The 26023-nt window shown below is 61.6% G+C and carries 22 protein-coding genes; 14 read left to right on the forward strand and 8 right to left on the reverse strand.

What is annotated here, in order from left to right; all coding sequences use genetic code 11:
* Positions 1–262: 262 nt before the first annotated feature.
* The 3 genes from rbsK to AC1ROI_RS13615 are packed head-to-tail and all read left to right on the forward strand — an operon-like array spanning position 263 to position 3620.
* Positions 263–1189 carry a ribokinase gene (gene rbsK / locus AC1ROI_RS13605; protein ID WP_102595843.1) on the forward strand — a complete coding sequence of 309 codons (927 nt, stop codon included), beginning with the start codon at positions 263–265 and terminating at the stop codon, positions 1187–1189.
* A gap of 44 nt (positions 1190–1233) precedes the next feature.
* Complete coding sequence (gene fucP / locus AC1ROI_RS13610; RefSeq protein WP_010455761.1) at positions 1234–2565, forward strand: L-fucose:H+ symporter permease; 1332 nt, start codon at positions 1234–1236, stop codon at positions 2563–2565.
* Positions 2562–3620 (forward strand): aldose 1-epimerase family protein, encoded by a 1059-nt coding sequence (locus tag AC1ROI_RS13615; protein ID WP_102595844.1) that lies wholly within the window; start codon positions 2562–2564, stop codon positions 3618–3620. Before fucP ends, AC1ROI_RS13615 begins: the two co-directional genes overlap by 4 nt.
* Here the strand turns inward: AC1ROI_RS13615 and deoR are convergent.
* A complete protein-coding gene (deoR, locus tag AC1ROI_RS13620) occupies positions 3613–4377 on the reverse strand; it encodes a DNA-binding transcriptional repressor DeoR (protein WP_010455758.1) in 765 nt (254 codons plus the stop codon). The two genes, AC1ROI_RS13615 and deoR, sit on opposite strands and share 8 nt — an antisense overlap.
* A 127-nt stretch (positions 4378–4504) precedes the next feature.
* Here deoR and deoC point away from each other — a divergent pair, with 127 nt between their 5' ends.
* Complete coding sequence (gene deoC, locus AC1ROI_RS13625; RefSeq protein WP_010455756.1) at positions 4505–5188, forward strand: deoxyribose-phosphate aldolase; 684 nt, start codon at positions 4505–4507, stop codon at positions 5186–5188.
* Here the strand turns inward: deoC and AC1ROI_RS13630 are convergent, their stop codons facing one another.
* Positions 5189–6187, reverse strand: coding sequence for an NAD(P)H-quinone oxidoreductase (locus tag AC1ROI_RS13630; protein ID WP_083376360.1), 999 nt, complete (start codon positions 6185–6187; stop codon positions 5189–5191).
* Between the two features lie 138 nt (positions 6188–6325).
* Entirely contained in the window at positions 6326–7543 is a 1218-nt protein-coding gene (locus tag AC1ROI_RS13635) for a YbfB/YjiJ family MFS transporter (protein ID WP_102595845.1), read from the reverse strand.
* A gap of 115 nt (positions 7544–7658) precedes the next feature.
* Between AC1ROI_RS13635 and AC1ROI_RS13640 the strand changes: the two genes are divergently transcribed.
* Positions 7659–8534, forward strand: a complete 876-nt coding sequence (locus AC1ROI_RS13640) for a LysR family transcriptional regulator (protein ID WP_102595846.1) — start codon at positions 7659–7661, stop codon at positions 8532–8534.
* A gap of 194 nt (positions 8535–8728) precedes the next feature.
* On the opposite strand, the gene AC1ROI_RS13645 is transcribed toward AC1ROI_RS13640, so the two are convergent.
* On the reverse strand, positions 8729–9451 hold the full coding sequence (locus tag AC1ROI_RS13645) for a pirin family protein (RefSeq protein ID WP_010455748.1): 723 nt from the start codon (positions 9449–9451) through the stop codon (positions 8729–8731).
* Positions 9452–9792: 341 nt separating this feature from the next.
* On the opposite strand from AC1ROI_RS13645, the gene AC1ROI_RS13650 reads away from it, so the two are divergent.
* Both AC1ROI_RS13650 and AC1ROI_RS13655 read left to right on the forward strand, forming a co-directional pair.
* The gene (locus AC1ROI_RS13650; protein ID WP_042932737.1) at positions 9793–10743 is read left to right on the forward strand and encodes a GlxA family transcriptional regulator; all 951 of its coding nucleotides are present in this window, start codon (positions 9793–9795) and stop codon (positions 10741–10743) included.
* Between the two features lie 185 nt (positions 10744–10928).
* A complete protein-coding gene (locus AC1ROI_RS13655; RefSeq protein WP_102595813.1) occupies positions 10929–12413 on the forward strand; it encodes an ATP-binding protein in 1485 nt (494 codons plus the stop codon).
* Here AC1ROI_RS13655 and AC1ROI_RS13660 read toward each other — a convergent pair.
* Positions 12378–15230, reverse strand: a complete 2853-nt coding sequence (locus tag AC1ROI_RS13660) for an ATP-binding protein (RefSeq protein ID WP_492573979.1) — start codon at positions 15228–15230, stop codon at positions 12378–12380. The genes AC1ROI_RS13655 and AC1ROI_RS13660 overlap by 36 nt on opposite strands.
* Before the next feature lie 408 nt (positions 15231–15638).
* On the opposite strand from AC1ROI_RS13660, the gene AC1ROI_RS13665 reads away from it, so the two are divergent.
* A complete protein-coding gene (locus tag AC1ROI_RS13665; protein ID WP_102595815.1) occupies positions 15639–16214 on the forward strand; it encodes a flavodoxin family protein in 576 nt (191 codons plus the stop codon).
* A 32-nt stretch (positions 16215–16246) separates the two neighbouring features.
* Positions 16247–17071 (forward strand): alpha/beta fold hydrolase, encoded by an 825-nt coding sequence (locus AC1ROI_RS13670; protein WP_077748146.1) that lies wholly within the window; start codon positions 16247–16249, stop codon positions 17069–17071.
* A 55-nt stretch (positions 17072–17126) separates the two neighbouring features.
* Here AC1ROI_RS13670 and AC1ROI_RS13675 read toward each other — a convergent pair whose 3' ends face one another.
* Complete coding sequence (locus AC1ROI_RS13675) at positions 17127–17567, reverse strand: helix-turn-helix domain-containing protein (RefSeq protein WP_102595816.1); 441 nt, start codon at positions 17565–17567, stop codon at positions 17127–17129.
* A 157-nt stretch (positions 17568–17724) separates the two neighbouring features.
* Here AC1ROI_RS13675 and AC1ROI_RS13680 point away from each other — a divergent pair, with 157 nt between their 5' ends.
* The 5 genes from AC1ROI_RS13680 (at position 17725) to ycaC (ending at position 23144) form a co-directional block, all read left to right on the forward strand.
* The gene (locus AC1ROI_RS13680; RefSeq protein ID WP_102595817.1) at positions 17725–18645 is read left to right on the forward strand and encodes a LysR family transcriptional regulator; all 921 of its coding nucleotides are present in this window, start codon (positions 17725–17727) and stop codon (positions 18643–18645) included.
* A gap of 966 nt (positions 18646–19611) precedes the next feature.
* Positions 19612–20028: a DoxX family protein gene (locus AC1ROI_RS13685; protein ID WP_102595897.1), complete on the forward strand. Its 417-nt coding sequence runs from the start codon at positions 19612–19614 to the stop codon at positions 20026–20028.
* The gene (locus tag AC1ROI_RS13690) at positions 20021–20614 is read left to right on the forward strand and encodes an antibiotic biosynthesis monooxygenase (RefSeq protein ID WP_102595898.1); all 594 of its coding nucleotides are present in this window, start codon (positions 20021–20023) and stop codon (positions 20612–20614) included. The genes AC1ROI_RS13685 and AC1ROI_RS13690 overlap by 8 nt, the downstream gene beginning before the upstream one ends.
* Positions 20611–22449 carry an amidohydrolase gene (locus AC1ROI_RS13695; protein WP_102595899.1) on the forward strand — a complete coding sequence of 613 codons (1839 nt, stop codon included), beginning with the start codon at positions 20611–20613 and terminating at the stop codon, positions 22447–22449. The genes AC1ROI_RS13690 and AC1ROI_RS13695 overlap by 4 nt, the downstream gene beginning before the upstream one ends.
* Before the next feature lie 68 nt (positions 22450–22517).
* Positions 22518–23144, forward strand: a complete 627-nt coding sequence (ycaC, locus tag AC1ROI_RS13700) for an isochorismate family cysteine hydrolase YcaC (protein WP_010455729.1) — start codon at positions 22518–22520, stop codon at positions 23142–23144.
* A 213-nt stretch (positions 23145–23357) separates the two neighbouring features.
* On the opposite strand, the gene AC1ROI_RS13705 is transcribed toward ycaC, so the two are convergent.
* Both AC1ROI_RS13705 and AC1ROI_RS13710 read right to left on the reverse strand, forming a co-directional pair.
* Complete coding sequence (locus AC1ROI_RS13705; RefSeq protein ID WP_077750468.1) at positions 23358–24794, reverse strand: mechanosensitive ion channel family protein; 1437 nt, start codon at positions 24792–24794, stop codon at positions 23358–23360.
* A gap of 155 nt (positions 24795–24949) precedes the next feature.
* Positions 24950–25969: an alpha/beta hydrolase gene (locus AC1ROI_RS13710; protein WP_077750467.1), complete on the reverse strand. Its 1020-nt coding sequence runs from the start codon at positions 25967–25969 to the stop codon at positions 24950–24952.
* Positions 25970–26023: the final 54 nt, after the last annotated feature.

The following is a 26023-nucleotide window of genomic DNA, read 5'->3' on the forward strand; positions in this document are numbered from 1 at the left end:
GTCGTATGAAGGGCACGGATCAGTCGGTGATGCTTAGGGCCCCATCGCGAGCAGGCTCACTCCTGCAGGGGAACGCATTCCAATGTGGCAGCGAGCCTGCTCGCGATGGCGCCCCTTCTGCCCACGCATCTCGCAAAGCCATTCGTCTTTGCCTCAAACCCCACTCAACAAAAAGATTGAATAATCACACAAAATGTTATTTAAATAACAAAACAACAACGTCCAGCATCAGTCTGGCAAGCCGGATCAAGGTGGGATAGCAATGAGCAAGATCGCAGTCATCGGCAGCAATATGGTGGATCTGATCACCTACATCGACCGCATGCCGGCCCAGGGTGAGACGCTCGAAGCGCCGGGGTTTGCCCTCGGGTGCGGCGGCAAGGGCGCCAATCAGGCGGTTGCCGCGGCGAAGCTCGGGGCGGATGTGCTGATGCTCACCAAGGTCGGCGATGACATGTTTGCCGATAACACCCTGGCCAATTTCCAGCGTTTTGGCATCGACACCCGTTACGTGCAGCGCGTGCCCGGCGTGTCCAGCGGTGTGGCGCCGATCTTCGTCCAGGCCGACTCGCACAACAGCATCCTCATCGTCAAAGGCGCCAACGCGCATCTGGTCCCGGCGGATATCGACGGGGCGGCCCAGGCGTTGCGCGAGTGCTCGCTGATCGTTCTGCAGCTCGAAATCAATGTCGACACCGTTTACCACGCCATCGAATTCGGCCGCGCGCACAACATTCCAGTCTTGCTCAACCCGGCGCCAGCCTTGCCCGGCCTGAGCCGTGAGCATTTGGCGCACCTGGATTTCCTGGTGCCCAACGAATCCGAGCTGGCGCTGATCACCGGCCAGGTCGTGGACTCCCCAGCGTCGGCCCATAAAGCCGCCCAGACCTTGGTCGCCGACGGCATTCGCCACGTCATCGTGACCCTCGGCCAGCAAGGTGCGCTGTACGTCGGCGAGGAAGGCGAGTTCCAGATTCCCGGCCTGTCGGTTGCCGCGCGCGACACCACCGGCGCAGGCGATGCCTTCATCGGTTGCTTCATTCATCACTGGAGCCGCGACCGCGACATCCGCGCCGCCATGACCCAGGCCGTGGCGTATTCCGCCTGCTCGGTCACCGGCCTGGGCACCCAGACCTCCTACCCGGACGCCACTGTATTCGCTGAATTCCAGCGCCAGCCCGGCGCTTGAAATCGAGCTGATTCACCCCTCAACACTCACCACGGAGAACAACAATGACAAAGCCTCCGCTCCAACAGACGGCCGATGGTTTCTACCTGAACCGCACGCCCTGGTTCGCCTTCATTTTGCTGTGCAGCATCTTCGCGCTGTGGGCGGCCGCCGCGAGCATGAACGACGTGCTCATCGCGCATTTCAAGAAGGCCTTTCTGCTCAGCGATTTCCAGACCGCGTTCGTGCAGTCGGCGTTTTACCTGGGCTATTTCTTCGTGGCGATCCCGGCCGCGCTGGTGGTCCGCCGTTTCAGTTACAAGACCACCATCCTCATTGGCCTGATGCTCTACATGTTCGGTTGCCTGCTGTTCTTCCCGGCGGCGTCGACCGCCAAGTACGGCATGTTCCTGCTGGCGCTGTTTGTGATCGCGGCGGGGCTGTCGTTTCTCGAAACGGCATGCAACACCTATTCGACGCTGATGGGCCCGCGTGAAACCGGCACCCGTCGCCTGAATATTTCCCAGACCTTCCATCCATTCGGCGCGATGGCCGGGGTCTACGTCGGCAGCTTCGTGATGTTCAAGGACACCGACGCCACCCGCGAGCAGCTCACGCAAATGAGCGCTTCGGACGCGGCGGTCCAGCAACTGCAAATGATCCAGTCCACCTTGCTGCCGTACAAATGGATGATCGCGGTGCTGGTGCTGATGTTCATCCTGATCGCCATCACCCGGTTTCCGAAGTGCAAGGGCAATCAGGTGGCCAGCAAGAAATCCGCCAGTCTCGGCCAGAGCCTGTCGCGACTGTGGCGCAACAAGCGCTTCACCTTTGGCGTGCTGGCGCAGTTTCTGTACGTCGGCGCCCAGGTCGGCGTGTGGAGTTTCACCATTCGCTTGGCGATGCAGTTGGGCGGCATGAACGAACGCAGCGCGTCGTGGTTTTTGCTGACCACCTTCGCCGCCTATTTCGTCGGCAAGCTGATCGCCAACGTGCTGATGCGCAAACTGCACCCGGCCAAGGTGTTGGCGGTGTATGGCGTGCTGTGCATTGTGTTGCTGGCGTATACGATCCTGGTGCCGAACATCACGGCGGTGTACGCCGCCGTTGGCGTCAGCGTGTTCCTCGGTCCCTGCTGGCCGACCATCTACGGCTTGACCATTGACGGCCTGGGCGAAGACACCGGCGTCGGCGGTTCGCTGCTGGTGATGAGCATTGTCGGTGGCGGGGTGATCCCGATCTTCCAGGGCCTGCTGTCCGATTACAGCGGCGGCAACATGCAACTGGCGTACAGCGTGCCGTTGTTGTGCTTCATCGTGATCGTGATGTACGCGGTGCGTTGCCTGCGTCATTCCGACAGCGAACGGAGGCCAGTGGGTGCGGTGGTGACTTCATGAACACGCGGATCAACCTGCAGCCGTCGCAGTTCGGCGAGGCGCACAAAACTTTGCTGGAGTCGGAGGCGTTCACGGTCAGTTCCTGGGTTTACCCCAGTGGCGTGCTGGCGCTGGAGTTGGCCAACAGTCGTGGCCGTCTGGTGGTGTTGCCGTATCTGGGGCAGATGATCTGGTCCGCCGTGTTCGACGGTTGCGACCTGACCATGAGCAACCTGTTCAGCCAGCCCCGGCCGAGCCCGACGGTGATCGGCACTTACGGCTGTTTCATGTTTCACAGCGGCCTGTTGCGCAACGGTTGCCCGAGCCCCGAGGACGATCATCCGTTGCACGGCGAAATGCCTTGCGCGGCGATGGATCGTGCCTGGCTGGAGGTCGGTGAAGACAGCGCTGGCGGTTTCCTGCGACTCGGCGGCGAGTACGAATATGCGCAGGGGTTTGGTGACCGATACCTGGCCACGCCCAGCGTGACCTTGCGCGCTGATTCCGGGCTGTTCGACATCGCCATGCAGGTGACCAATCTGGCAGGCAAGCCGATGGACCTGATGTACATGGCGCACATGAATTACGCCTATGTCGACGGCGCCCGCTTCATCGAGCCCTTGGGTGTCGAGCGCGTGCGCTTGCGCAGCAGCGTGCCGGCCCACGTCAAACCGACGCCGGCCTGGACTGAATACATGCAGGTGCTGGCCAAAGACCCGGAGCAGTTCACCTGCCTGGATCAGCCGAGGCTCTACGACCCCGAGATTGTGTTTTTCTTCGACGGCGTGCGGGCGGACGACAGCGGTCATGCGCATTTTCTGCTGAGCCATCCCGACGGTGCGGCGTTCTACACCCGCTACCGTCCAGACCAATTCGACCACGCCGCGCGCTGGATCCTGCACAACGCCGATCAGCAAGTGGCAGCGTTTGTGCTGCCGTCCACTTGCGAGCCGGAAGGCTATCGCGCCGAGTCCGCCAAGGGCCATGTGCGTTCGCTGGCGGCAGGGGCGACGGCGGATTTTTGCGTCACCACCGGTTACCTGAGTGCAGCGGAACAACAGGCCTTGATCAGATGATCAACTGCGCGCCGCTGGCGGTGATGGCGTCGCGGTAGGCCTTGGGGATTTTCTTGTCGCTGACCACGAACTGGAAATCCCCGAGGTTGGCGAAATGCGCGGTACGCACCGTGTCGAACTTGCTGTGGTCAGCCAGCAGCAGCCGCTGTTGCGCCTGGCGCAGGACCTTCTGCTTGACCTCCACTTCATTGAAATTGAAGCAGGTCACGCCGAAGTCCTGGCTGATGCCGGCGGCGGAAACGAAGGCCCAGGTCAGGCGCACGCTGTCGAGGATGCCGGTTTCGCGGGTGTTCTCGAACACCTGGTTCTTGCGATGGAACGTGCCGCCGCACACCACGATGTGGCAGTTGGGTTTTTGCGACAGTTTGGTCAGCACGTTCAGGGAGTTGCACACCGCGGTGAACTCGAGCTCGTCGGGAATGAAATCGATCACGAAAGGCGTGGTGGTGCCGCAGTCGAAGAACACCGTGTCGCCCGGCTGGATAAACCCGGCGGCGAGTTTGCCGATACGGCGTTTTTCTTCGACGTGGCGGGTGTCCTGCTCGGCCACGCGGTAATCGCCGGGCTCGTTGCCATCGTGGATTCTGGTGATGTAGCCACCGAGCAGGCGCAGGTGGTCGGTGTACTTGCTGAGGTCGCGGCGCAGGGTCATCTCGGACACGTCCAGCAATGCCGCCATCTCGCGCAGATGAATGGCGCTCTGGTCTTGCAGGGCTTGTTGAATCAGCTTGAGACGCTCGGCTTTTTTACTGTCCACAGGCATTCCGGGGTTGATTGTTTATGTTATTTAAGTAACATTATTTGTGAGTTTTGTAACGTTTTTGCGCGAATCACCCTCGATTGTGGCGCAGGGGCATTTGAATATACAAACAGGAGTTTTTGCGATGGCACACCTCGAACCCCAAGCGCTGGCGCAGTACATCGATCATACCTTGCTGGCGCCTGATGCTTCCCGCGAGCAAATCGCTGCGTTGTGCCGCGAAGCTGCCGAACACGGCTTCTATTCGGTGTGCGTGAATTCGGGTCAAGTCCCTCATGCGGCTCAGTGCCTTGAAGGGCAGCGCGTGAATATCTGCGCGGTGGTCGGCTTCCCGCTGGGCGCCGGCCTGAGCGACACCAAGGCCTTTGAAGCCGAGCGGGCGATCGCCGCCGGTGCCGGGGAAGTCGACATGGTGTTGAACATAGGCTGGTTAAAGGACGGCTTGTTTGATCAGGTGCGCGACGACATCGCCCAGGTGTTGCAGGCGTGCGGCAGGGTGCCGCTGAAAGTCATCCTGGAAAACTGCCTGCTCACCGATGCCGAAAAGGTGAAGGCTTGCGAGATCTGTCGTGAACTGAAGGTCGCGTTCGTCAAGACTTCGACCGGTTTCAGCCGCAGCGGCGCCACCGTGGAAGACGTTGCGCTGATGCGTCGCACCGTCGGCCCCGACATCGGCGTCAAGGCCTCCGGTGGCGTGCGCGATTACCCGACCGCCCTGGCGATGATCGAAGCCGGCGCCACGCGACTGGGCACCAGCTCGGGCATCGCGATCATCGGCGGCGCATTGGCGGCTGGCGAGGGTTACTGATCAGTCCACCTGCAACACAATCTTGCCGATGTGATCGCCGGCTTCCATCCGTGCATGGGCCTGCGCGGCCTCGGTGTATGGGTAAACCTTGTCGATCATCGGCAGGCAACGCCCGGCAGCCAGTACCGGCCACACATACTCGCGCAGCTGTTCGGCGATCGAGGCTTTTTCTTCACGGGTGCGCGAGCGCATCAGCGAGCCGGTGATCGTCGCGCGCTTGCCCATGATCGCCATCAGGTCGACATCGTTGGCGCGGGCTCCGCCGAGGAAGCCGAGCATCACCAGGCGACCCTCCATGCCCAGTGCCGCGATGTTCTGATTCAGGTACGAGCCGCCCATGATGTCGAGGATCACGTTGACGCCTTTGCCGGCGGTTTTTTCCGCGATGACCTGGACGAAATCCTGGTCACGGTAGTTGATCGCCTCGGCGCCCAGCTTGCGGATTGCCGCACACTTTTCCTCACTGCCCGCCGTGGCGAACGCCTTGACGCCGAACTCGCGGCAGAGCATCAGCGCCGTGGTGCCGATGCCGCTGGTGCCGCCGTGAATCAACGCGCGCTGGCCTTTGCTGGCGCCGCCCATGTCGAACAGGTTGGCCCACACCGTGAAGAAGGTTTCCGGGACGGCCGCTGCGTGCACCCAATCCATGCCCTCAGGAATCGGCAGCGTCTGGCTGGCCGGTGCAACGCAATATTGCGCATAGCCACCGCCATTGGTCAGCGCACAGACGTTGTCGCCGACGATGAATTCGCTGACGCCGGTGCCGACGGCCACCACTTCACCGGCCACTTCCAGCCCGGGAATCGGGCTCATGCCGGGTTTCATCGGGTACTTGCCGGCGCGTTGAATCACATCGGGACGGTTGACCCCGGCGGCGTGCACACGGATCAGCACTTCGCCTGCGCCGACCGTGGGCACCGGTTCCTGGCGCGGCTTCAACACCTCGGGGCCGCCGGGCTCGGTGATTTCAATCAGGGTCATGGTGTGGGGCAAAGTCATGTTGGAGTCCTGTCGAGAAAGTCGTCTGTAAATGGGATCGCATCAGTGAATCAATAATTCAGTCCAAACCACCAACCCCCTGTAGGAGCGAGCCTGCTCGCGATAGCGGTATATCAGTCACATTGCTGCAGGATCTGCCTACGTCTTCGCGAGCAGGCTCACTCCTACAGTGGGTCTGTTCAGCAAACGCATGGCCTGTTCCAGCAACAGTGCAACCACAATCGCGCCCGCCGCAATCACAAACAACAACCCATGCTGCCCGCCGCTGGCATTGAACAGCGCCGAATACGCAAACCCAGCAATCGCCTGGAAGGTGGCGAATGAAACCGTCGCACGGCTCCAGGCAATCTGCTGCTGGTGATGGTTCGGCAGCAGTTCATGCACCCGCGCCAGCGCCAGTGGAACGATGCCTGGCGGGAACGAACCGAGGATCACGGCCAGCACGGCCAGTGCCGTAAACGAACTGGAAATCGACAGCAGGCCAACGGTAATCGCCTGCACCACCAGCACCAGGCGGATGCTCAGCTTTGCGCCCAGTTGATCGGCCAGAAAACCGTAACTCACCGGCCCGATGATCGCGCCCAGTCCGTACATCACCCAGATCAGCGCGCCGATGTGCGGGCCGGCGCCGAGGCCGCGGGCCACGTAATCCACCAAAAACACCATGGCCGGCACCAGCCCGGCGGCCATGAAGGCGTATTGAGCGAACAGCAGGTACACCCCCGGGTCGGTTGGTGTGGTGGTTTTCTCGATCGACACCGCAGCGGCTTGATGATGCGCCTCTTTCGGCCAACCGAACCAACTCGTGGCTGTCAGAAACAGTGACAGCAGCCCCAGGCCAAACCAGGTTTGCTGCAAGCCAAGGCTCAGCAGCGGCGGCACAATCGTCCCCGAGCCGGCGATGCCCAGGCCGATGCCGAGGAAAATCGCACCGCTGGCCAGACCTCGGCGGGACGCCGGCACGTGGGGCAATACCGTCGCGGCCACCAACACCATGATTGCGCCACCGGCAACCCCCGACAGCAATCGCCAGCCGAAGAACCAGCTCACCGACAATGGAAAACCACAGGCGAAAAACGACAAGGTCACGGCCAGCATCATCAGGCGTAACGCGGTTTTGTTCGACGTGCGGTTGGCCACTGGCCGGCCGATCAGCGCACCGATCAGGTAACCCACGAGGTTGGCGGCGCCGAGGTACACCACGTCGCTGGCGGAAAACCAGTGCGCCTGAATCAATGAGGGAATCAGCGGCGTGTAGGCAAACCGCGCCAGGCCGATGCTCACCAGGCTGGCGCTGAGGCCGGCGAAGATCGGCAGCCAGATCGCGCTGCGCGGGGTAGTCGATGTGCTGTGCATGGGAAAGGTCCTGAGAAGGTTTTACGCTGGCCTTCAGACTATCCCGATCGGTTGATGTAATAACGCAGCGAGTTTGCGCTATGGTGATGCAAATTTGCATCAGCGTGGTAGCCGTATGAATTGGGATGACGCACGGGTGTTTCTGGCGGTGTGCCGAGAGTCGACGCTGCGCGGCGCGGCGCGGGTGCTGGGGGTCGATCAGGCCACGGTCGGTCGACGGATCACGTCGCTGGAGAAGTCGTTGAGTGCGACGCTGTTTCTGCGCACCTCTGAAGGCTATGCGCTGACAGCGGTGGGGGAGGCGGCGCTGACGGCCGTGGAAAAAATGGAGCATTCGGCACTGGAACTGGAGCGTCGGATTCAGGGGCTCGACGATCGACTGACCGGGCTGGTGCGGGTCAGCACCACCGATTCCCTGGCCATCGATTTTCTGATCCCGGCCATTGCCCACTTACATGAACAGCACCCCGACGTGCGCGTGCAACTGGACGCCTCCACCCAGATTCTCAGCCTGGCCAAACGTGAAGCCGACATCGCCGTGCGCAACACCCGGCCGGACAACCCGGACCTGATCGCCCGTCGCATCGCACGCTGGCCGGTGGGTTTGTTTGCTTCTCAGCATTACGTAGATGCCCATGGCGTGCCAACGCCGGGCTCGGCGTTCGAAGGGCACGACCTGGTGGTGTATCAGCCGTACCTGCAAGGCAATAAAGACATGACCCTGATCTCGGAACCGCTGGGGCGCGGGCGGATTGTGGCGAGTCTGAGTTCCAGTCTGCTGGTGCGCCGATCCATCGCGGCGGGGCTCGGGGTCGGGGAAATTCCGGTGTACATGGGGGAGAGGGACGGGCTGGTCAGGTTATGGCCGGAGCGCACGCGACCGGTGCCCTATGACGTCTGGCTGGTGACCCACGCGGACTTGCGGCATACGGCCAGGGTTCGGGCGGTTATCGATGAAATTGTCGCGGTGTTTTCCGGTACCGGCGAGTGAGTCGTCGCCAATCGAAGGACTCACACAACCCTTGTGGCGAGGGAGCTTGCTCCCGCTGGGCTGCGGAGCGGCCCCCTATCTATCTAAAGAGAAGGGGACTGCTTCGCAGTCCAACGGGAGCAAGCTCCCTCGCCACAGATGATGTGATTGGCTGGTAAAGCCTGGGGACACAGAAGCCCCCAGGTCAGTCACGGTCATGGCATTTCTGGCAGTTCCTGCGGGCGCAGGTCAAACACCAGCACTTCGGCATCCACACCGTTGCTCAACGCCAGCACCTGCTCATCACGAACCCGCACGCCATCACCTTCTTGCAGCTGCACGCCATTGAGTTCGACGCTGCCACGGGCCACGTGCACATAGGCATAGCGGTTTGCGGCGAGTTCCAGTGTGGCGCTTTCCTTGCCGTCGATCAGCGCGGCATACACCCGTGCGTCCTGACGCACCTTCAGCGAACCCTTGGCCCCGTCGGGGGAGATGATCAGTTGCAGGCGCCCACGTTTTTTCTGGGTGCTGAAGTGCTCTTGCTGATAACGCGGTTTGGCGCCGCTGACGTCCGGCACGATCCAGATTTGCAGAAAGTGCACCGGCCGCGTGGCCGAGTGGTTGTACTCGCTGTGGGCCACGCCGCTGCCGGCGCTCATCAATTGCACGTCGCCAGGACGGATCACCGAACCGGTGCCCAGGGTGTCCTTGTGTTCCAAAGCACCTTCGAGCACGTAGGAGAAAATCTCCATGTCGCGGTGCGGGTGCTGGCCGAAGCCTTTACCGGCCGCCACACGGTCATCGTTGATCACCAACAGGTCAGAAAAACCCTGCTCTTTCGGGTTGCGGTAATTGGCGAAGGAAAAGGTGTGGAACGACTTCAACCAACCATGATTGGCGGCGCCGCGATCCGAGGCTTTGCGAAGGGTCAGCATGATGAAATCTCCTGTGGGGACGTTGATTCGTCCGAGTGAGGAGAAGGTTAATGGTTACTGGTTGGTGCAATAAGTAGATGGAAATTGAAATACTGTCGCTTTGTGGTTGACAGTAATGAACGGGCATTCAGGCATTTTCCTCCGACGCTGGCGCCGGACATTAGCCATAATGCACAGCAATGGCTGGCAAGAACCCTGTAGGAGCGAGGCTTGCCCGCGAAAGCGTCATTACATTCAATATTTATGCTGACTGACACACCGCTATCGCGAGCAGGCTCACTCCTACAGGGGATTGGTGTTTGTTAGAGGGACCTTCTTTTGACTTCAGTGACTGTGAACCCATGAAAACCGTGGCTATGGTGTTGTTTCCGGACTTTCTGCTGCTCGACATGGCCGGGCCCATGGAAGTGTTTTCCATCGCCAATCGATACCTGGCAGCAGATGACCGTTATGAACTGGCGACCATCGGCACCGAGCATGGCGCGTTGCGGGCCTCCAACGGCGTCAGCGTGCAGGCCGATCTGCACATCGATCAGGCCGATCAAGCCTACGACCTGCTGCTGGTGCCGGGCGGCCCGGGCGCGTACAACGAAAAACATCCGCCGTTGCTGTGTTGGCTCAAAGCAGCTGTCGATCGCGCCGGGCGCTACGGCTCGATCTGCACCGGCGCGTTCGTGTTGGGGCATGCCGGTTTGCTGGACGGTTATCGCGTCACCACCCACTGGCATTACACCGAACGGCTGATCAAAGGGTTCCCCAAGGCGACGGTGGAGACCGATCAGATTTACGTGCAGGACCGCAACCTCATCACCTCCGGCGGCGTCACTGCCGGTATTGACCTGGCACTGGCGGTGGTCGCCAAAGACCACGGCAAGAAAGTCGCCCAGGACGTGGCCAAGGTGTTGCTGGTGGTGATGAAACGCCAGGGCGGGCAAGCGCAATTCAGTCCGTTGATGGCCACTGTCGCGCCGCAGGAAACGCCGATCACCCGCGTGCAGAACCATGTGCTCGAACACCTCGACGAAGCCTTCAGCATCGAACGCATGGCCGGCCTGGCGAACATGAGCACGCGGCACTTCGCCCGGATGTTTGCCCGGGACGTGAACATGACGCCCATGGAGTTTCTGCAAAGCGCGCGCATCGATTGCGCCAGGAATCTGCTGGAAACCAGCGATCTGCCACTCAAGACCGTGGCCTTCAAAAGTGGCTTTGGCAGCGTGCGCCATATGCGCTTCCTGTTCGCTGAAAAGCTCGGTCTGACCCCGACGCAATACCGCGAACAGTTCAGCTAGAGCGTTCTTGGCCGTTGTGCGCACCGCAATGGCCGTGACGCTCCCCCCGTGGCAGTTGTACCGTCACCGAGGCCTGCCAAGATAGCCATGAACTCTTTGCAATGGAGGTGCGGGAGCCTGGAAGGTGGGTGCGATCGATATTTCTGCACTGTGAGCCGGGCCAGGTTTTCAGCACGCAAACGTGCATGAACAGCTTCAGAGATTTAAACAGCGATACGGTGCTGCGGTTCGGCCCCTACGCCTTTCACCAGCGGCAACGGCTGATCCTGGACGGTGATCGGCCGCTGCGCATGGGCGGTCGCGCCCTGGATATCCTCCAGGTGCTGGTTGAGCGCGCCGGCCATGTGGTCAGCAAGGACGAGTTGATTGCCCACGTCTGGCCGACGTCCGTGGTCGAAGAAATCAACCTGCGCGTGCATATTGCGGCGCTGCGCCGGGCGCTTGGCGACGGGCAGAACGGTGAGCGCTACATCGTCAACATCCCCCAGCGCGGTTATAGCTTTGTCGCCCCGGTGGAGTCGGTGCCGGCGACCACCGTGGTCTCGATCGAGACCGTGCTAAAGCATCAGCACAACCTGCCTGCGCGGCTCACACCCGTGACCGGACGGGACTCGATGGTCGGCAGCCTGGTCCGGCAATTACCGGTTCGGCGGCTCATGACCCTGGTCGGCCCCGCTGGCATCGGCAAAACCACCGTGGCGCTCCGCGTGGCCGAACTGCTGTTGCAGCACTATAAAGATGGCGTTTGGCTGGTGGATTTCGCGGTGCTCGATGATCCCGCACGCGTGGTGGATCACCTGACACAAACCCTGGGACTGGAGGTCGGCACAACCCTGGAGGTGTTGGCGAATCAGCATATGTTGCTGGTGCTCGACAACTGCGAACACCTGTTGGAACGCTGCCGGGCATTGGTCGACGATTTGCTGGCGTCGGCGCCTCGGCTGTCGATTCTCGTCACCAGTCGTGAACCGCTGATGGCGGCGGGGGAAACAGTCCAGCGCTTGCCGTCGTTGGCGGTGCCGCCCGCGTCGGCGTTGCACAGCGTGGCCGAGTCCATGGGCTACTCGGCGGTGCAGCTGTTCGTCAGTCGCGCCCGAGCCCGTCAACAAGGGTTTGCCTTGCGCGAACAGGACCTCAAGGCAGTGCGTGAAATCTGTCGACGACTTGACGGTTTGCCGCTGGCCATTGAACTGGCAGCGGCGCAGATCGATGCGCTGGCATTGGTCGGCTTGCAGGCTCAGCTGGATAACTGTTTTCAACTGCTGACTCAGGGGCGACGCACGGCCGTGCCCCGGCATCAAACCCTCAAGGCTGCGCTGGACTGGAGCTATGAACGGCTGAACCAGGGGGAGCAAACCGTGTTGCAGCGCCTCTCGGTGTTCAAGATGTCCTTCACCCTGGAGGCGGCGATTGGCGTCAGCAGTTGCGAGCTGCTCAAACCCGATCAACTGGCGACGCTGGTGCAGCGGTTGGTCGCCAAGTCGCTGCTGTCGATGGATCAGGTCAACGGCACCACGCGGTACCGCTTGCTCAATACCACGCGCACCTATGCCCTGGAGAAACTCGAACACAGCGGCCACCTGCGTACGTTCGAACAGCGCTACTCGCATTACATCAGCCGGGCACGCTGGGTCTCAGGCGTTCAGGTGCCCATGCAGCTCGTCGAGTAGCCGACGGACTTTGCTCAGGTCCGGGGTGGCAAAGCCTTCGGTGAACCGGTTGTAGATCGGCGTCAGCAGTTCATGAGCCTGCTGATGTCGACCCTGGCGCTGCCACAATTGCGCCAGCGAGGTGGCGCTGCGCAGCTCCCAGGCCAGGGCGCCCTGATGCCTGGCCACATTCAACGCTCGCAGCAATACCTCCTCCGCCATCTCGCTTTTGTAGGAGTGAGCCTGCTCGCGAACGCGTTCACTCGGGTCATCCACTGCCTGCGCATTTTCTTCAGTCAGCAACGCATCAGCCCTGGCCCGCAATATCTCCGCCGTGCTCCAGCCCGCTGCCCCGTTATCGGCCCGTTGCCACAAGGCGTCATCGACGAACGTGGCGTCCAGCGTGACCATGATTTCCTTGATCAGCCCGGCACCCGGCGGTGGCGCCGACGGTGCTCCAGCCTGGTCGATCACCTGCGCGTAGTGTTGCGCCCACGTGTGAAACAGCAGCACCGAATGTTTCTGCGCCTGTTCCAGTAGCAGCCGTAACAGTTTGCGTGCGGTTGTACTGTCGCCGTTGTAGTGGGCGATCAGGCAGCCGGCCAGCGCCAGGGTGTAGCAAATGGAGGTGCCGTGGTTGATCTGGAGCGCGATGTCCAGCGCCTGGCGGGCGGTGCGCCACGCCTGCTCCGGCTGACCTTGCAACCAGAGGATGCGCGCCAGAATTGTCAGGGCGGCCACGCTCTGATCGTATTGCACGCCAAAGCCGTGGGTGAAGCGGTTGAGGTGCCCGCTCTGGGCCATGCGCTGGATGACCTGTTCGGCATTCACCCGGGCCAGTTGCTGATTGCCGGCAAAGTGCAGGGCCAGGACGCGCAAGCGGTGCGTGCTCAGCGACAGCACGGGGTCACCCTGGGCGCCCAGGCGGTCGAACAGCTGGCTCTGCTCCAGCGCCATTTGGTAGTGGCCGCAACTGAGATTGACCGCCATGTGCCCGGACACCGCCCGCAGTTGACCGGCTACGTCGTTGTTGTGCCTGGCCAGGGTTCTGGCGCTGACGAACGCGGCAATGGTTTCGGCCGTGCCGCCCTGGGTGTGGTAGCAGGAACTGCCGAGGGCGAGCTTGAGGGCCATTTGCAGGTGAGGACAGGGCTCGGGCGCGGCCTCCAGCAAGGCCAGCGCCTTGCGCACGTAAACGCCATGTTCCTTGAGCAGCGACAACTCCTGCCACAGCGGCGTCGACGTCGCAGTCAGCCGGATCGCCAGCGCCTGCGAACCTTGGGCGTTAAAGCCCCAGTCGAGGGCCGAACGAATGTCATCCAGACTGCGGGCGTAACGCTCGATCCACAGGCCCGTGGAAATCAGCTCCCAGTCAGTTTGAGCCTGATGCATCAAGGCCAGGCAGCGTTCGGCGTGGCGCTTTCGGGTGTCCGGCAGGTCCAGGGTCTGGTCGAGTTTTTCCAGTGCGTAGCTGCGGGTGGTGTCGAGCAAGCGGTAGAACACTTCTTCGTCGCCCACTTCCACGTTCAGCAACGACTTGGCCACCAGTTGCGTGATCGAGCCGAACACCTCGCCGGGCTCGATGTGTTCGCCGACGATCACCGCCGCGGCCGACTCCAGCGTAAAACCGCCCCTGAACACCCCCAGTCGGCGCAGGCAGGTTTGCTCGCAGGCGTTCAGCAGTTCGAAACTCCAGTCGAGCGTGGCGCGCAGGGTCTGGTGCCGGCCCAGCGTCGACGGACAGCCCTGGGTTAGCAGGCGAAAACTGCCTTGCAACTGCGTCAGCAACCCGCTCAGGCCAAAGTGGCTGACTTGCGCCGCCGCCAGTTCGATGGCCAGCGGAATGCCGTCCAGGCGGTGGCAGATATCAATCAATAACGGCAGGTCGTCATCGCTCAGCTCGAAGCTGTCCTGGCTGGCCATGGCCCGCTCGACGAACAGTTGCAATGCGGAAAAGGTCAGCGCCTGGGCGCGGTCCAGCACCGCGATGGGGGGTGGGCAATCAAGCGATTCGAGGCGCTGGACGAACTCACCTTCGGCCCGCAGGCTCTCGCGGCTGGTGGCCAGGATGTGCACGTGCGGCGCGGCGCGCAGGATGCTTTCGCAGAGCAGCGCGACCGCGTCGAGCAGGTGCTCGCAGTTGTCGATCACCAGCAGCATCCGCCGCTCGCGCAGGAACGTGGCCAGTCCGTTTGTAGATTCGGCATCGTGCAGGGACAAATCCAGCAGCGTCGCCAACTGGGCGCTGATCATGCTCGGATCGCTGAGCGGCGCCAGGTCCAGCAGGCGAATACCGTCGCGGTAGCGGCCGATCAACAGTTCGGCGACGCGCAGCGCCACGGTGGTCTTGCCGATGCCACCGGGGCCGACGAGGGTGATGAAGCGCTGGCGTGACAGTTGCGTGACCAGGTTTTCGACCAGTGATTGACGACCGATCATGCGCATCCGGCGGATCGGCAGGTTATGGGCGCTCGGCTGGAGGCTTTCGCTCGCGGGGTGCTGCTCGATGGACTCGAGGGAGAAGGGCGCAACAAAACTGTAGCCGCGCTGGGCGACAGTGACGATATAGCGCTGGCCGGCCTGGCCGTCGCCGAGGGCTTTGCGCAGCGCCGCCATGTGCACGCGCAGGTTGATGTCTTCGACGACGCTTTTGGGCCATACCCCGGCGATCAGTTGCTGTTTGCTGACCACGTTTGGGGCGTGCTCCAGCAGAATCAGCAGAATATCCATGGCGCGCCGGCCCAGGCGCAGGGGCTGGTCGGCCTCCAGCACCAGGCGTTGTCCGGGATAGATCCGGTAGGGGCCGAAATGGATGGCCTGTTCTGGGGAAAGGGTCAACGTGTCGCTCCTGCTTGCAGCCGTCTGGTACGCGGTTTCCGAGCATATTCCTCAGGTTTTTCCGGCAACGCAACGAGGTGTTCGCCTGACTGTCGGGTGTCCGCTGCGACTGCCTGTACCTGGCGTCCCTGGCAGGCGCCGCATTTATTGAGGGGCAACCTTGGCAAAGCCGCTGTTGAGGCTTTTGGCGCGCCAATGAAAATTAACAACGTTTAACTCGTCCTGCGTCTGGTCTACGCCCAAAACTCTGCTGCTTCAACACCCGCTGGTCTTGTAGGCGCGAGCCAGCTCGCTTCGATGTTGAATGTGCCGCCGCCATCGCGAGCAGGTTCGCTCCCACAGGGAATTGTGCCGGGCTGGCGAGTGGGGCATGTAGCAAAGGGATCAACTTGTCATGAGGACACCGGGATGAGCAACGTGGTGGTGGTCTATCACAGTGGCTACGGGCACACCCGGGTCATGGCCGAAGCCGTGGCCCTGGGTGTGGAACGGCATGTGGGCAGCACCTGCCTGCTGGTTCCGGTCGATGAAGTGGACCAGCACTGGGACCGGTTGCACAGCGCCGACGCCATCATCTTCGGCGCCCCGACCTACATGGGCAGCGCGTCGGCGCAGTTCAAAGGCTTCATGGAGTCCACGGCGGCGTTCTACCTCGCCCAGCCGTGGCGCGACAAACTGGCGGCCGGCTTCACCAATTCCGGCTGCCTGTGCGGCGACAAACTCAACACCTTGCTGCAGATGGCGGTATTCGCCGCGCAGCACTCGATGATCTGGGTCGGCCTCGACCTGCTGCCGGCGCGCTCCAGCACCGGCGCCTTCGACGGGCAAATGAATCGCCTCGGTAGCTCGCTCGGCGCCATGGCCCAGTCGAATGTCGAACAGACCCCGGACCTCGCCCCACCTCCCGAAGACCGTTGCACCGCCGCGCACCTCGGCGAGCGGGTGGCGCGGCTGGCTGAACGAATGAACCCATCACCGCTTTGATACACCCCCAACACTCGCAAAGGAGACATCGCATGAGTACATTCACGACCCGAGATGGCACCGAGATTTACTACAAGGACTGGGGCACCGGCCAACCCATCGTCTTCAGCCACGGCTGGCCGTTGAACGCCGACAGTTGGGAGTCGCAGATGATCTTCCTGGCCTCCAAAGGCTACCGGGTGATCGCCCACGACCGTCGTGGTCATGGCCGCTCAAGCCAGCCGTGGACTGGCAACGACATGGACACCTACGCCGATGACCTGGCGCAGTTGATCGAGTTGCTCGACCTCAAAGACGCCGTGCTGTTCGGCTTCTCCACCGGCGGCGGCGAGGTGGCGCGCTACATCGGTCGCCACGGCACCGGTCGCGTGGCCAAGGCCGGGCTGATTTCCGCGGTGCCGCCGCTGATGCTCAAGACCGAAGCCAACCCCGGTGGCCTGCCGATCGAAGTGTTCGACGGCATTCGCCAGGCATCTCTGGCCGACCGTTCGCAGCTGTACATCGACCTCGCCAGCGGGCCGTTCTTCGGCTTCAACAAACCGGACGCCAAGCCGTCCCAGGGCATGATCGACTGGTTCTGGATGCAAGGCATGATGGCCGGCCACAAGAACGCCTACGACTGCATCAAGGCGTTCTCGGAAACCGACTTCACCGAAGACCTGAAGAAGTTCGACATCCCGACGCTGGTGGTGCACGGCGACGCGGACCAGGTGGTGCCCTTCGAAGCGGCGGGCATCGCCTCAGCAAAACTGGTGAAAGGTTCGCAGCTGAAGGTCTACCCCGGTGCGCCCCACGGCTTGACGGATACCCACAAGGATCAGCTCAATGCTGATCTGCTGGCGTTTCTCAAGGGTTGATGTGCCCCGGCGCGGGCATGGACCCGCGCCGGTTTTCACTCTGATAAAACAGGTTTTATAGCGCGTGAGTTTGAGCGGTGCAGGCGCGACGTGGGGGAAGGGTGCGCACCGCACGGCAACGCCACGCAAATGGGTTGATGCCTTCGCTGCGGGTGAAGATGTGGCAGAAATGCGCCTGATCGCAGAAGCCGCATTCGAGGCTGATTTGCGTCAGCGTCATGTCGGTGTTCTGGATCAATTGCTTGGCCCGGGCGATGCGTTGATGACGAATCCAGTCCTGGGGCGAGAGCCCGGTGCTGCACTTGAACGCTCGGGAAAAATGACTGCGCGACAGGGCGCAGGCGCGGGCCAGTTCGGTGACTTCAACGGTTTCACCCAGGCGTTCGAGGATCAGTTGCTTGGCCAGCTCTTCACGCCATGGGGTCAAGCCGCCGGTGGCTTTTCTGGGTGCGTCATCGACTGCCGCACGGGCGACGTTTTGCTGAGAATGGGCCATGACAAATGTCCGTGTCGGTGAGCTTCATTCTTGGTTGCGAGGCCTTGTCAGGCGAGTTAAACGTTGTTAATTCCTCATGCCGGGTGGGCAGTCTCACGTAAAGTCAGAGACAATCGTTACCCTCAAGCCTGGCTGAACACACAAGGAAACCGTGCCTATGAACCGTAACGATCTGCGTCGCGTCGACATGAACCTGCTGGTGATTTTCGAAGCGTTGATGTTCGAAAAGAACCTGACCCGGGTCGCTGAAAAACTGTTCATGGGGCAGCCGGCGGTGAGTGCGGCGCTGGGACGGTTACGGGATTTGTTCGACGATCCGTTGTTGCTGCGCAATGGTCGCGCCATGGAGCCGACGGCGCGGGCACTGGCTATTCTCAAGGAGCTGCAACCGGCGATGGATGTGATTTCCGGGGCGGTCAGTCGGGCGAAGGAATTCGATCCGACGACCAGTAGCGATGTGTTCCGCATCGGGCTGTCGGACGATGCCGAGTTCGGTTTGTTTCCGCCGTTGTTGCGGCAATTGCAGGAAGAGGCGCCGGGGATCGTGGTGGTGGTGCGTCGCGCCAACTATCTGCTGATGCCGGCGTTGCTGGCCTCGGGTGAGATTTCCGTGGGGGTGAGTTACACCACGGATTTGCCGGCGAATGCCAAGTGCAAGAAGTTGCGGGACATTCCTTGCAAGGTGCTGCGCGGGGACAAGCGGCCGGGGACGCTGACGCTGGACGAATATTGTGAACGTCCGCATGCCATGGTGTCGTTCTCGGGTGATTTGAGCGGCAATATCGATCTGGATCTGGCCAAGGTCGGTCGCAGCCGTCGGGTGGTGTTGGGTGTGCCGCAGTTCAGCGGGTTGCGGGCGTTGTTGGCCGGGACTGAGATGATTGCCACGGTGCCGGATTATGCGGCGTGTGCGCTGGTGGAGGGGTGTGCGTTGCGGGCGGAGGATCCGCCGTTTCCCATTGATGCGGCGCAGTTGTCGATGGCCTGGAGTGGGGTGCATGACAATGATCCGGCGGAGCGGTGGTTGCGGTCGCGGATCAGTGAGTTCATGTCTAGGCCTTTGGTGGTTTCGGTTTGAACGTGGCGGCCTTCGGGCCGACCAGGTTCCCCTTGACGTACCCCGTCCCCAATGTGGGAGCGAGCCTGCTCGCGAAGGCGGCCTGATAGCCGACCTATCTCTTTCAGGTGTACATATCCATTTCTGCGGTAACGGCTGCTTATGGTTTCGCCCTTACGGCGACTCCCTTTGGCAAACGCCCCAAAGGAAGCAAAGGTCTTCGCCCCAGCGTCCAGCCCCTCGCCTAGGCTCGGCGTACCCTCGCTCCGGCATTCATCTGGGGGCATCGCCTCCGGTCGGCTTCGCTTCGACCTCCTCTCGATGTGTGCGGCTTCGCCGCACGGCGCTACGCGCCCACCCCCAGATGAACGCCTCCACTCGGCCTCCCGAAGGGGCGGGCAGATCAAGATCAAAAGCAGGCGAGCTAACGCTCGGCCTAATGAGTGGTGAAAAGCGAAGCGTGTACACCGAACCCCTTGTAGGAGCGAGGCTTGCCCGCGAAGGCGGCCTGACAGCCGACCAATCTCTTGCAGGTACCCACATTCCACTGTAGGAGCGAGGCTTGCCCGCGAAGGCGGCCTGACAGCCGACCATTCTCTTGCAGGTACCCACATTCCACTGTGGGAGCTGGCCTGCCAGCGAAGGCGGCCTGACAGCCGACCAACATTTTGCGGATACACCCAATCCAATTGTGGGAGCTGGCCTGCCAGCGAAGGCGGCCTGCCAGCCGACCAATATTTCGCAGATGCACCCAATCCAATTGTAGGAGTGAGCCTGCTCGCGATGGCGGCGTATCAGCCACCATCAAGGCTGAATGATCCACCGCTATCGCGAGCAGGCTCGCTCCCACAGGATCTTCGTCGGTTGTAGATCCGGCTCATCCGCAAAACAGCACGTACATCCAATTTTCCCCGCTCCCGTCCCGGCACTATCAAACCAGGTCCCGGCGCATGAACGTCGGTGGTTTTTCATTTGTGCAGGTAGCCCATGAATACATCGCGATGGGATGAGCGGGCGCAGGATCTCGGACTGCTGTTTTTGCGGGTCACTGGCGGTGTGTTTCTACTGTGGGTGCACGGTTTGCCGAAGCTGCTTAACTTCAGCGCTCAACTGCAAGTCATCGAAGACCCGTTTCACCTCGGCGCGAACGTCACGCTGATGCTGGCGATTTTTGCCGAGGTGCTGTGCCCGTTGCTGATTATCGCAGGGGTGTTGGTGCGTCTGGCGTGTCTGCCGATTCTGGCAGTGTTGCTGATCGCGCTGCTGGTGGTGCATGTGCAATGGAGTCTCGATGAAGGGCAGTTCGGTTGGCTGCTGTTGATTGTGTTCACCAGCCTACTTATCGCCGGGCCGGGACGGCTGGCGCTCAATGTCCGATTTGCCGGAGCTTTGCGTTATGCCTGAATCCAATCGTTTCGAGGAAGTCGTGACCCTGGTCATCAAGCACCGGGTCAAAGCCGGTTTTGAAGCGCCCTATGAAGCCTGGTTGCGCAACATTGTCAGCATCGCCGGGCAGCAGGAAGGGCACTTGGGCGTGGACGTGATGCGCGGTAAAAACGCTGGCCTGGACATGTACACCTGCGTGCTGCGCTTTTGTTCCACCGACGCGATGCAGCGTTGGCTCGATTCGCCGCAGCGCCTTGAGTTGGTCAACGAAGCCACGCCGATGCTCGCCGATGGCGACCAGACCGAGGTCAATCCGGTCAACGAATTCTGGTTCGCGCCGCAGGCCGACGCCGCTTCGCCACCGCCGCCGCGCTGGAAGCAGGCCGTGGTGACGTTGCTGGTGATTCTGCCGCACACCTTGCTGGTGCCGCTGCTCTGGGGCCCGCTGCTGCAACTTAACGCCATCCTGTCCAATTACGTGGTCGCGACGTTCCTGATCACGCTGACCATCGTCGTTTCGGTGGTGTACCTGTTCATGCCGATGGCGACGCGTCTGTTCGCGCCCTGGCTGTCTCAATCCACTCCGTCCAAGGAAACGCGATGAACGCCGATCTGATTTTATTCAATGGCCAATTTCATACCGTTGACCGTGAAAACCCACGCGCCAGCGCGGTGGCGATCCGCGAAGGTCGCTTCGTCGCGGTCGGCACCGACGCTGAAGCCATGGCCCTGCGCGGGTCGGGCACGCAGGTCATCGACCTCAAGGGTCGTTGCGTCATTCCCGGCCTCAACGACTCGCACTTGCACCTGATTCGCGGCGGTCTGAATTACAACCTCGAACTGCGTTGGGAAGGCGTGCCATCGGTGGTCGATGCCTTGCGCATGCTCAAGGACCAGGCCGATCGCACGCCCACGCCGCAATGGGTGCGGGTGGTCGGTGGCTGGAACGAATTCCAGTTCGCCGAAAAGCGCATGCCTACCCTCGAAGAACTCAATCAGGCCGCGCCAGACACCCCGGTGTTTGTCCTGCATTTGTACGACCGCGCGTTGCTCAACCGCGCCGCTTTGCGCGTGGCCGGTTACACCCGCAACACGCCGAACCCGCCGGGTGGCGAGATTGTGCGCGATAGCAACGGTGAGCCGACCGGCATGCTGGTCGCCCGTCCCAATGCGATGATTTTGTACTCGACGCTGGCCAAGGGGCCAAAGTTGCCGCTGGAGTACCAGGTCAACTCGACGCGCCAGTTCATGCGCGAACTCAATCGCCTCGGCCTGACCAGCGCCATCGATGCCGGCGGTGGTTTCCAGAATTATCCCGACGATTATCAGGTGATCGAACAGTTGGCCAAGGACCAGCAGCTGACCATTCGCATCGCCTACAACCTGTTCACGCAGAAGCCGAAAGAAGAGCTGACCGACTTCAAGAACTGGACGTCGAGCGTGACCCTGCATCAGGGCGACGATTACCTGCGACACAACGGCGCCGGGGAAATGCTGGTGTTTTCGGCGGCGGATTTCGAGGACTTCCTCGAGCCGCGTCCGGACCTGCCGCAGACCATGGAAGATGAGCTGGAACCGGTGGTTCGCCACCTCGTCGAGCAGCGCTGGCCGTTCCGTCTGCACGCCACCTACAACGAATCCATCAGCCGCATGCTCGACGTGTTCGAGAAGGTCAACCGCGACATTCCGTTCAACGGTTTGCCATGGTTTTTCGACCACGCTGAAACCATTACGCCGCAGAACATCGAGCGGGTGAGGGCGCTGGGTGGCGGTATTGCGATTCAGGATCGCATGGCGTTTCAGGGCGAGTATTTCGTCGAGCGTTATGGCGCCAAGGCCGCCGAGGCGACCCCGCCGATCAAGCGCATGTTGGCCGAAGGGGTACCGGTCGGCGCCGGTACGGATGCCACGCGGGTGTCGAGCTACAATCCTTGGACATCGTTGTACTGGATGGTCAGTGGCCGCACCGTCGGTGGCCTGGAACTGCATGCCGAGGGCCTGTCCCGGCAGACCGCGCTGGAGCTGTTCACCCACGGCAGCGCCTGGTTCTCGTCCGAGCAGGGCAAGAAAGGCCAGATCAAGATTGGCCAACTGGCGGATGTCGCGGCGCTCAGCGCTGACTTTTTCAGCGTCGATGAAGAAGCGATCAAGTGGATCGAATCGGTGTTGACCGTGGTCGGCGGCAAGGTGGTGTACGCCGCCGGTGATTTCGAAAAACTGGGACCTGCCAGCGTGCCGGTGCTGCCGGACTGGTCGCCGGTGGTCAAGGTGCCGGGTCATTGGCGTCCGACGTCGCCGATGCAGGCGCAGGTTCACCATTGCAGCGGGCCGTGCGGCGTGCATGCCCACAGCCATGAAAAGGCCCGGTTGTCGAACGCGCCGGTCAGCGATTTCGCCGGTTTCTGGGGCGCGTTCGGCTGCTCGTGCTTCGCGTTCTGACGATCACAAAACGCGCCGATGCGCTGCGTCGGCGCCTTGCGTAATACCCATCCATCGAGGAGTTTCACATGAGCAACGTTCCGTACAAGCGCCTGAACAAAGACGATGCCGTAGTCCTGTTGGTCGACCACCAGACCGGCCTGATCTCGCTGGTCCAGGATTTCTCGCCGAACGAATTCAAGAACAACGTGCTGGCCCTCGCGGACTTGGCCAAGTTCTTCAAATTGCCGACCATCCTCACCACCAGTTTCGAAAATGGCCCGAACGGCCCGATGGTGCCGGAGCTCAAGGAACTGTTCCCGGACGCGCCGTACATCCCGCGTCCAGGCCAGATCAATGCCTGGGACAACGAAGATTTCGTCAAAGCCGTTAAAGCCACTGGCCGCAAGCAACTGATCATCGCGGGTGTGGTGACCGACGTATGCGTGACTTTCCCGACGTTGTCGGCACTGGCGGAAGGCTTTGAAGTGTTTGTAGTGACCGACGCCTCGGGCACCTTCAACGAAACCGTGCAGCAAGCGGCCTGGGCACGCATGTCGGCGGCCGGAGCACAGTTAGTCAACTGGTTCTCGGTGGCGTGCGAGCTGCAGGGTGACTGGCGCAACGACATGGAAGGCCTGGCGAACCTGCTGTCGCCGCGTATTCCGAACTATCGCAACTTGATGAACAGCTACGTGGCGCTGACTTCGAAGTAAGCCCGGCGATCCATAAAAATGCCCGCGACTGTGCGGGCATTTTTATGTCTGGGACAACCTCATTGGGTGGTGAGGTTTTTTGTGGCGAGGGAGCTTGCTCCCGCTGGGCTGCGAAGCAGCCCCTTTTTTTTTGGTGAGCGCTGCGCGCTCAAGCGGGAGCAAGCTCCCTCGCCACAAAAGCACGCCACCACAACATTCAGGCAGCCACAAAAACTAGGCCTGTTGGCGTTTTTGCAGCCAGTTGAGGAAGCCGTTTTTCTTGATCGGAACCGGTTTGGCCATCAGCGCCAACCGGGTGTTCTGCTGCCGCACCGCTTGCAGCTTGTTCAGTGCCCGACCCACTTCAACCCGTTGTTCCATGCAACCACGGGTCAGGGATTTGTCGATCCGGTAAATGATGCATGAGGTCAGGGTGGTGAAGGTGGCCTGGGACGGTGTATCGGTGAGCACGCTTTGTTCACCCATCACCTCACTCGGCCCCATGCGCCCGGCTTCGGTTTGCCCGGTGCCATCGGGCACGGTGGCGCTGACCACGCCTGTGGCGATCACCATCAGGCTGTCCGGCACTTCGCCCAATTCCAGCACCACCTGACCCGCCGCGTATTGCTGCGGGACCATGGACTGAGCCAATTGATCACGCTCGTCCTCGCTCAGGGAGCGGAAGACTTTCACTTCATCCAGCAACGCCCGTGCGCGGGTTGTCGGTTCAATCACACCATCGATCTGCCGGGAAATTCCCGCCGCTTCGAGGTGCCGGTGCGCCAGGTCGAACAGCTGATTGCGCACCTCGCTCTTCTTGCCGAGCTCGGCGATAAAGCCGCTGGCCACGTACTCGGACATGGTTTCGCCAGCCTCTTTGAGCACGGCTTTCGGCGCCGGGCTGAGCAGCAAGCTGCTGCTGCCTTGAAGCGTGCGCTCCAGCGCATCCAGCACCCGACGCGGGCGGATGTGGTTGGGCACTTGAATGCTGATCGACACGCCGTGCATGTTGGTAGGCCGGCTGAGGTTGACGATTTTCGCCTTGGCCGCCACCGAATTCGGCACCACAGCGGTGCTGCCGGCGCTGGTCAGCAGGTGCGTGGCGCGCCAGTCGATGTCGAGGACTTTGCCTTCGACGCCATCGATCATGATCCAGTCATCCACCTGATACGGCTTGGTGGTGTTGAGCACGATCCCGGAAAACACGTCGCTCAAGGTGCTTTGCAACGCCAGACCGACGACGATGGCCACGACACCGGACGTCGCCAGCAAGCCTTTCACCGGCAGCTCCAGCACGTAACCGGCCGCCGCGACGACTGCAATCAGGAACACCAGCGCGCCGATGACGTCCTGCAACAAGCGACCGCTGTGACCGATGCGGCGCATCAGCACCAGGCCGATGACTTCGGTGAGCACCCGCGCGGAGTACAGCCACCAGAGAATCCCCAACGCCGTGGCGCCCAATTGCGCGACACGATCCTCGGCGAACAACGGTGCCTGCAACGGGCTCACACCGGCATTGATCACCAGCGCGCTGAACAGCACAAACAACGCCAGCCGCACGCCAACCCGCATGACGCGATGCTTGAACGGCGCGAGGTGCCAGAGCACGGTGTCGATCACCAGCAGCAGGGCACTCCAGGACAACAGGTGAGCGAGGACAAAAGACATGGGAGAACTCCGGCAGACTGGTTGTTGTTGGCGGTAGTTTTTTGTAGGAGCCAGGCTTGCCGGCGAAGGCGCCCTCAAGTACGCCTTCGCCGGCAAGCCTGGCTCCTACAAAAAGCAGCCTCACCACGCATTGCTGTGTGGCGAGGCGAGGTGACTCAGTTCAAGTGAGTCTTGAGTTCCAGTGCTGCCTGACGAACCGCCGCTTTCACCTCCGGAATCTGGCTCAGCGGGTTGAGCAGGCCGAAGTCGTGGATCATGCCGTTGTATCGCACCGCCGTGACCGGCACACCGGCTGCGTCGAGGTGGCGGGCATAGGCTTCGCCTTCGTCACGCAACACGTCGAACTCGGCGGTTTGCACCAGGGCGGCGGGCAGGCCTTTGAGCTGTTCGGCGCTGGCTTGCAACGGCGAGGCATGGATCTGCGCACGCTCGGCCTGGTCGGTCGTGTAGTTGTCCCAGAACCAGTTCATCATGCCCTTGGTCAGGAAGTGGCCTTCGGCAAATTGCTGGTACGAGCCGCTGTCGAACTGTGCGTTGGTCACCGGCCACATCAACAACTGGAAGCGCAGCGACGGTGCTTTCTGTTCCTTGGCCATCAACGCCACGACCGCCGCCATGTTGCCGCCGACGCTGTTGCCGGCTACCGCCAAGCGCTTGCCATCGACGCCGATGTCCTTGCCATGCTCGGCCACCCAACGGGTCGCGGCGTAGGCCTGGTTGATCGCAGTCGGGTAATGCGCTTCCGGCGACGGCGTGTAATCGACATACACCGCGACAGCGCCGGAGCCGACCACCAGATCGTGGATCAGACGCTGGTGAGTCGGGTAATCGCCCAACACCCAGCCGCCACCGTGGAAGAACATGAACACCGGCAGTTCACCTTTGACCTTGGCCGGCCGGACGATTTTCAGGTTGATGGTTTGCCCGTCGACCTTGATCGCACGATCGCTGACGTCCACACCCGACAGATCAACCTTCACCGAGTTTTGCGCACCGGTCAGCACCGCACGGGCATCTTTGGGGCTCAACTGCTCAAGCGGCTTGCCACCGCCGGCGGCGAGGGCTTCGAGGAAGGCCTGGGTATTGTGTTCGACACCCGGGCTGCCGGCGGCGAATGCATTGCCGATGGAAAGGGCGAGAAGGGAAGCGGTCAGGGTTTGTTTGACGATGTTCATGGGGCAAATCCTTTTTAATTAATTAATTTTTGATTACCTGAGGTCAGGTCGCTG

Source organism: Pseudomonas sp. GW823-FHT02C02 (assembly GCF_058797635.1).

Coding starts and splice junctions, on each gene's coding strand:
- AC1ROI_RS13670 (WP_077748146.1), top strand. CDS start 16,247: ATGAGTACATTCACGACCCGAGATGGCACCGAGATTTACTACAAGGAC.
- fucP (WP_010455761.1), top strand. CDS start 1,234: ATGACAAAGCCTCCGCTCCAACAGACGGCCGATGGTTTCTACCTGAAC.
- AC1ROI_RS13685 (WP_102595897.1), top strand. CDS start 19,612: ATGAATACATCGCGATGGGATGAGCGGGCGCAGGATCTCGGACTGCTG.
- AC1ROI_RS13635 (WP_102595845.1), bottom strand. CDS start 7,543: ATGCACAGCACATCGACTACCCCGCGCAGCGCGATCTGGCTGCCGATC.
- AC1ROI_RS13695 (WP_102595899.1), top strand. CDS start 20,611: ATGAACGCCGATCTGATTTTATTCAATGGCCAATTTCATACCGTTGAC.
- AC1ROI_RS13675 (WP_102595816.1), bottom strand. CDS start 17,567: ATGGCCCATTCTCAGCAAAACGTCGCCCGTGCGGCAGTCGATGACGCA.
- AC1ROI_RS13665 (WP_102595815.1), top strand. CDS start 15,639: ATGAGCAACGTGGTGGTGGTCTATCACAGTGGCTACGGGCACACCCGG.
- AC1ROI_RS13650 (WP_042932737.1), top strand. CDS start 9,793: ATGAAAACCGTGGCTATGGTGTTGTTTCCGGACTTTCTGCTGCTCGAC.
- AC1ROI_RS13615 (WP_102595844.1), top strand. CDS start 2,562: ATGAACACGCGGATCAACCTGCAGCCGTCGCAGTTCGGCGAGGCGCAC.
- AC1ROI_RS13680 (WP_102595817.1), top strand. CDS start 17,725: ATGAACCGTAACGATCTGCGTCGCGTCGACATGAACCTGCTGGTGATT.
- AC1ROI_RS13645 (WP_010455748.1), bottom strand. CDS start 9,451: ATGCTGACCCTTCGCAAAGCCTCGGATCGCGGCGCCGCCAATCATGGT.
- AC1ROI_RS13640 (WP_102595846.1), top strand. CDS start 7,659: ATGAATTGGGATGACGCACGGGTGTTTCTGGCGGTGTGCCGAGAGTCG.
- AC1ROI_RS13655 (WP_102595813.1), top strand. CDS start 10,929: ATGAACAGCTTCAGAGATTTAAACAGCGATACGGTGCTGCGGTTCGGC.
- AC1ROI_RS13705 (WP_077750468.1), bottom strand. CDS start 24,794: ATGTCTTTTGTCCTCGCTCACCTGTTGTCCTGGAGTGCCCTGCTGCTG.
- ycaC (WP_010455729.1), top strand. CDS start 22,518: ATGAGCAACGTTCCGTACAAGCGCCTGAACAAAGACGATGCCGTAGTC.
- rbsK (WP_102595843.1), top strand. CDS start 263: ATGAGCAAGATCGCAGTCATCGGCAGCAATATGGTGGATCTGATCACC.
- AC1ROI_RS13690 (WP_102595898.1), top strand. CDS start 20,021: ATGCCTGAATCCAATCGTTTCGAGGAAGTCGTGACCCTGGTCATCAAG.
- AC1ROI_RS13710 (WP_077750467.1), bottom strand. CDS start 25,969: ATGAACATCGTCAAACAAACCCTGACCGCTTCCCTTCTCGCCCTTTCC.
- deoC (WP_010455756.1), top strand. CDS start 4,505: ATGGCACACCTCGAACCCCAAGCGCTGGCGCAGTACATCGATCATACC.
- AC1ROI_RS13630 (WP_083376360.1), bottom strand. CDS start 6,187: ATGACTTTGCCCCACACCATGACCCTGATTGAAATCACCGAGCCCGGC.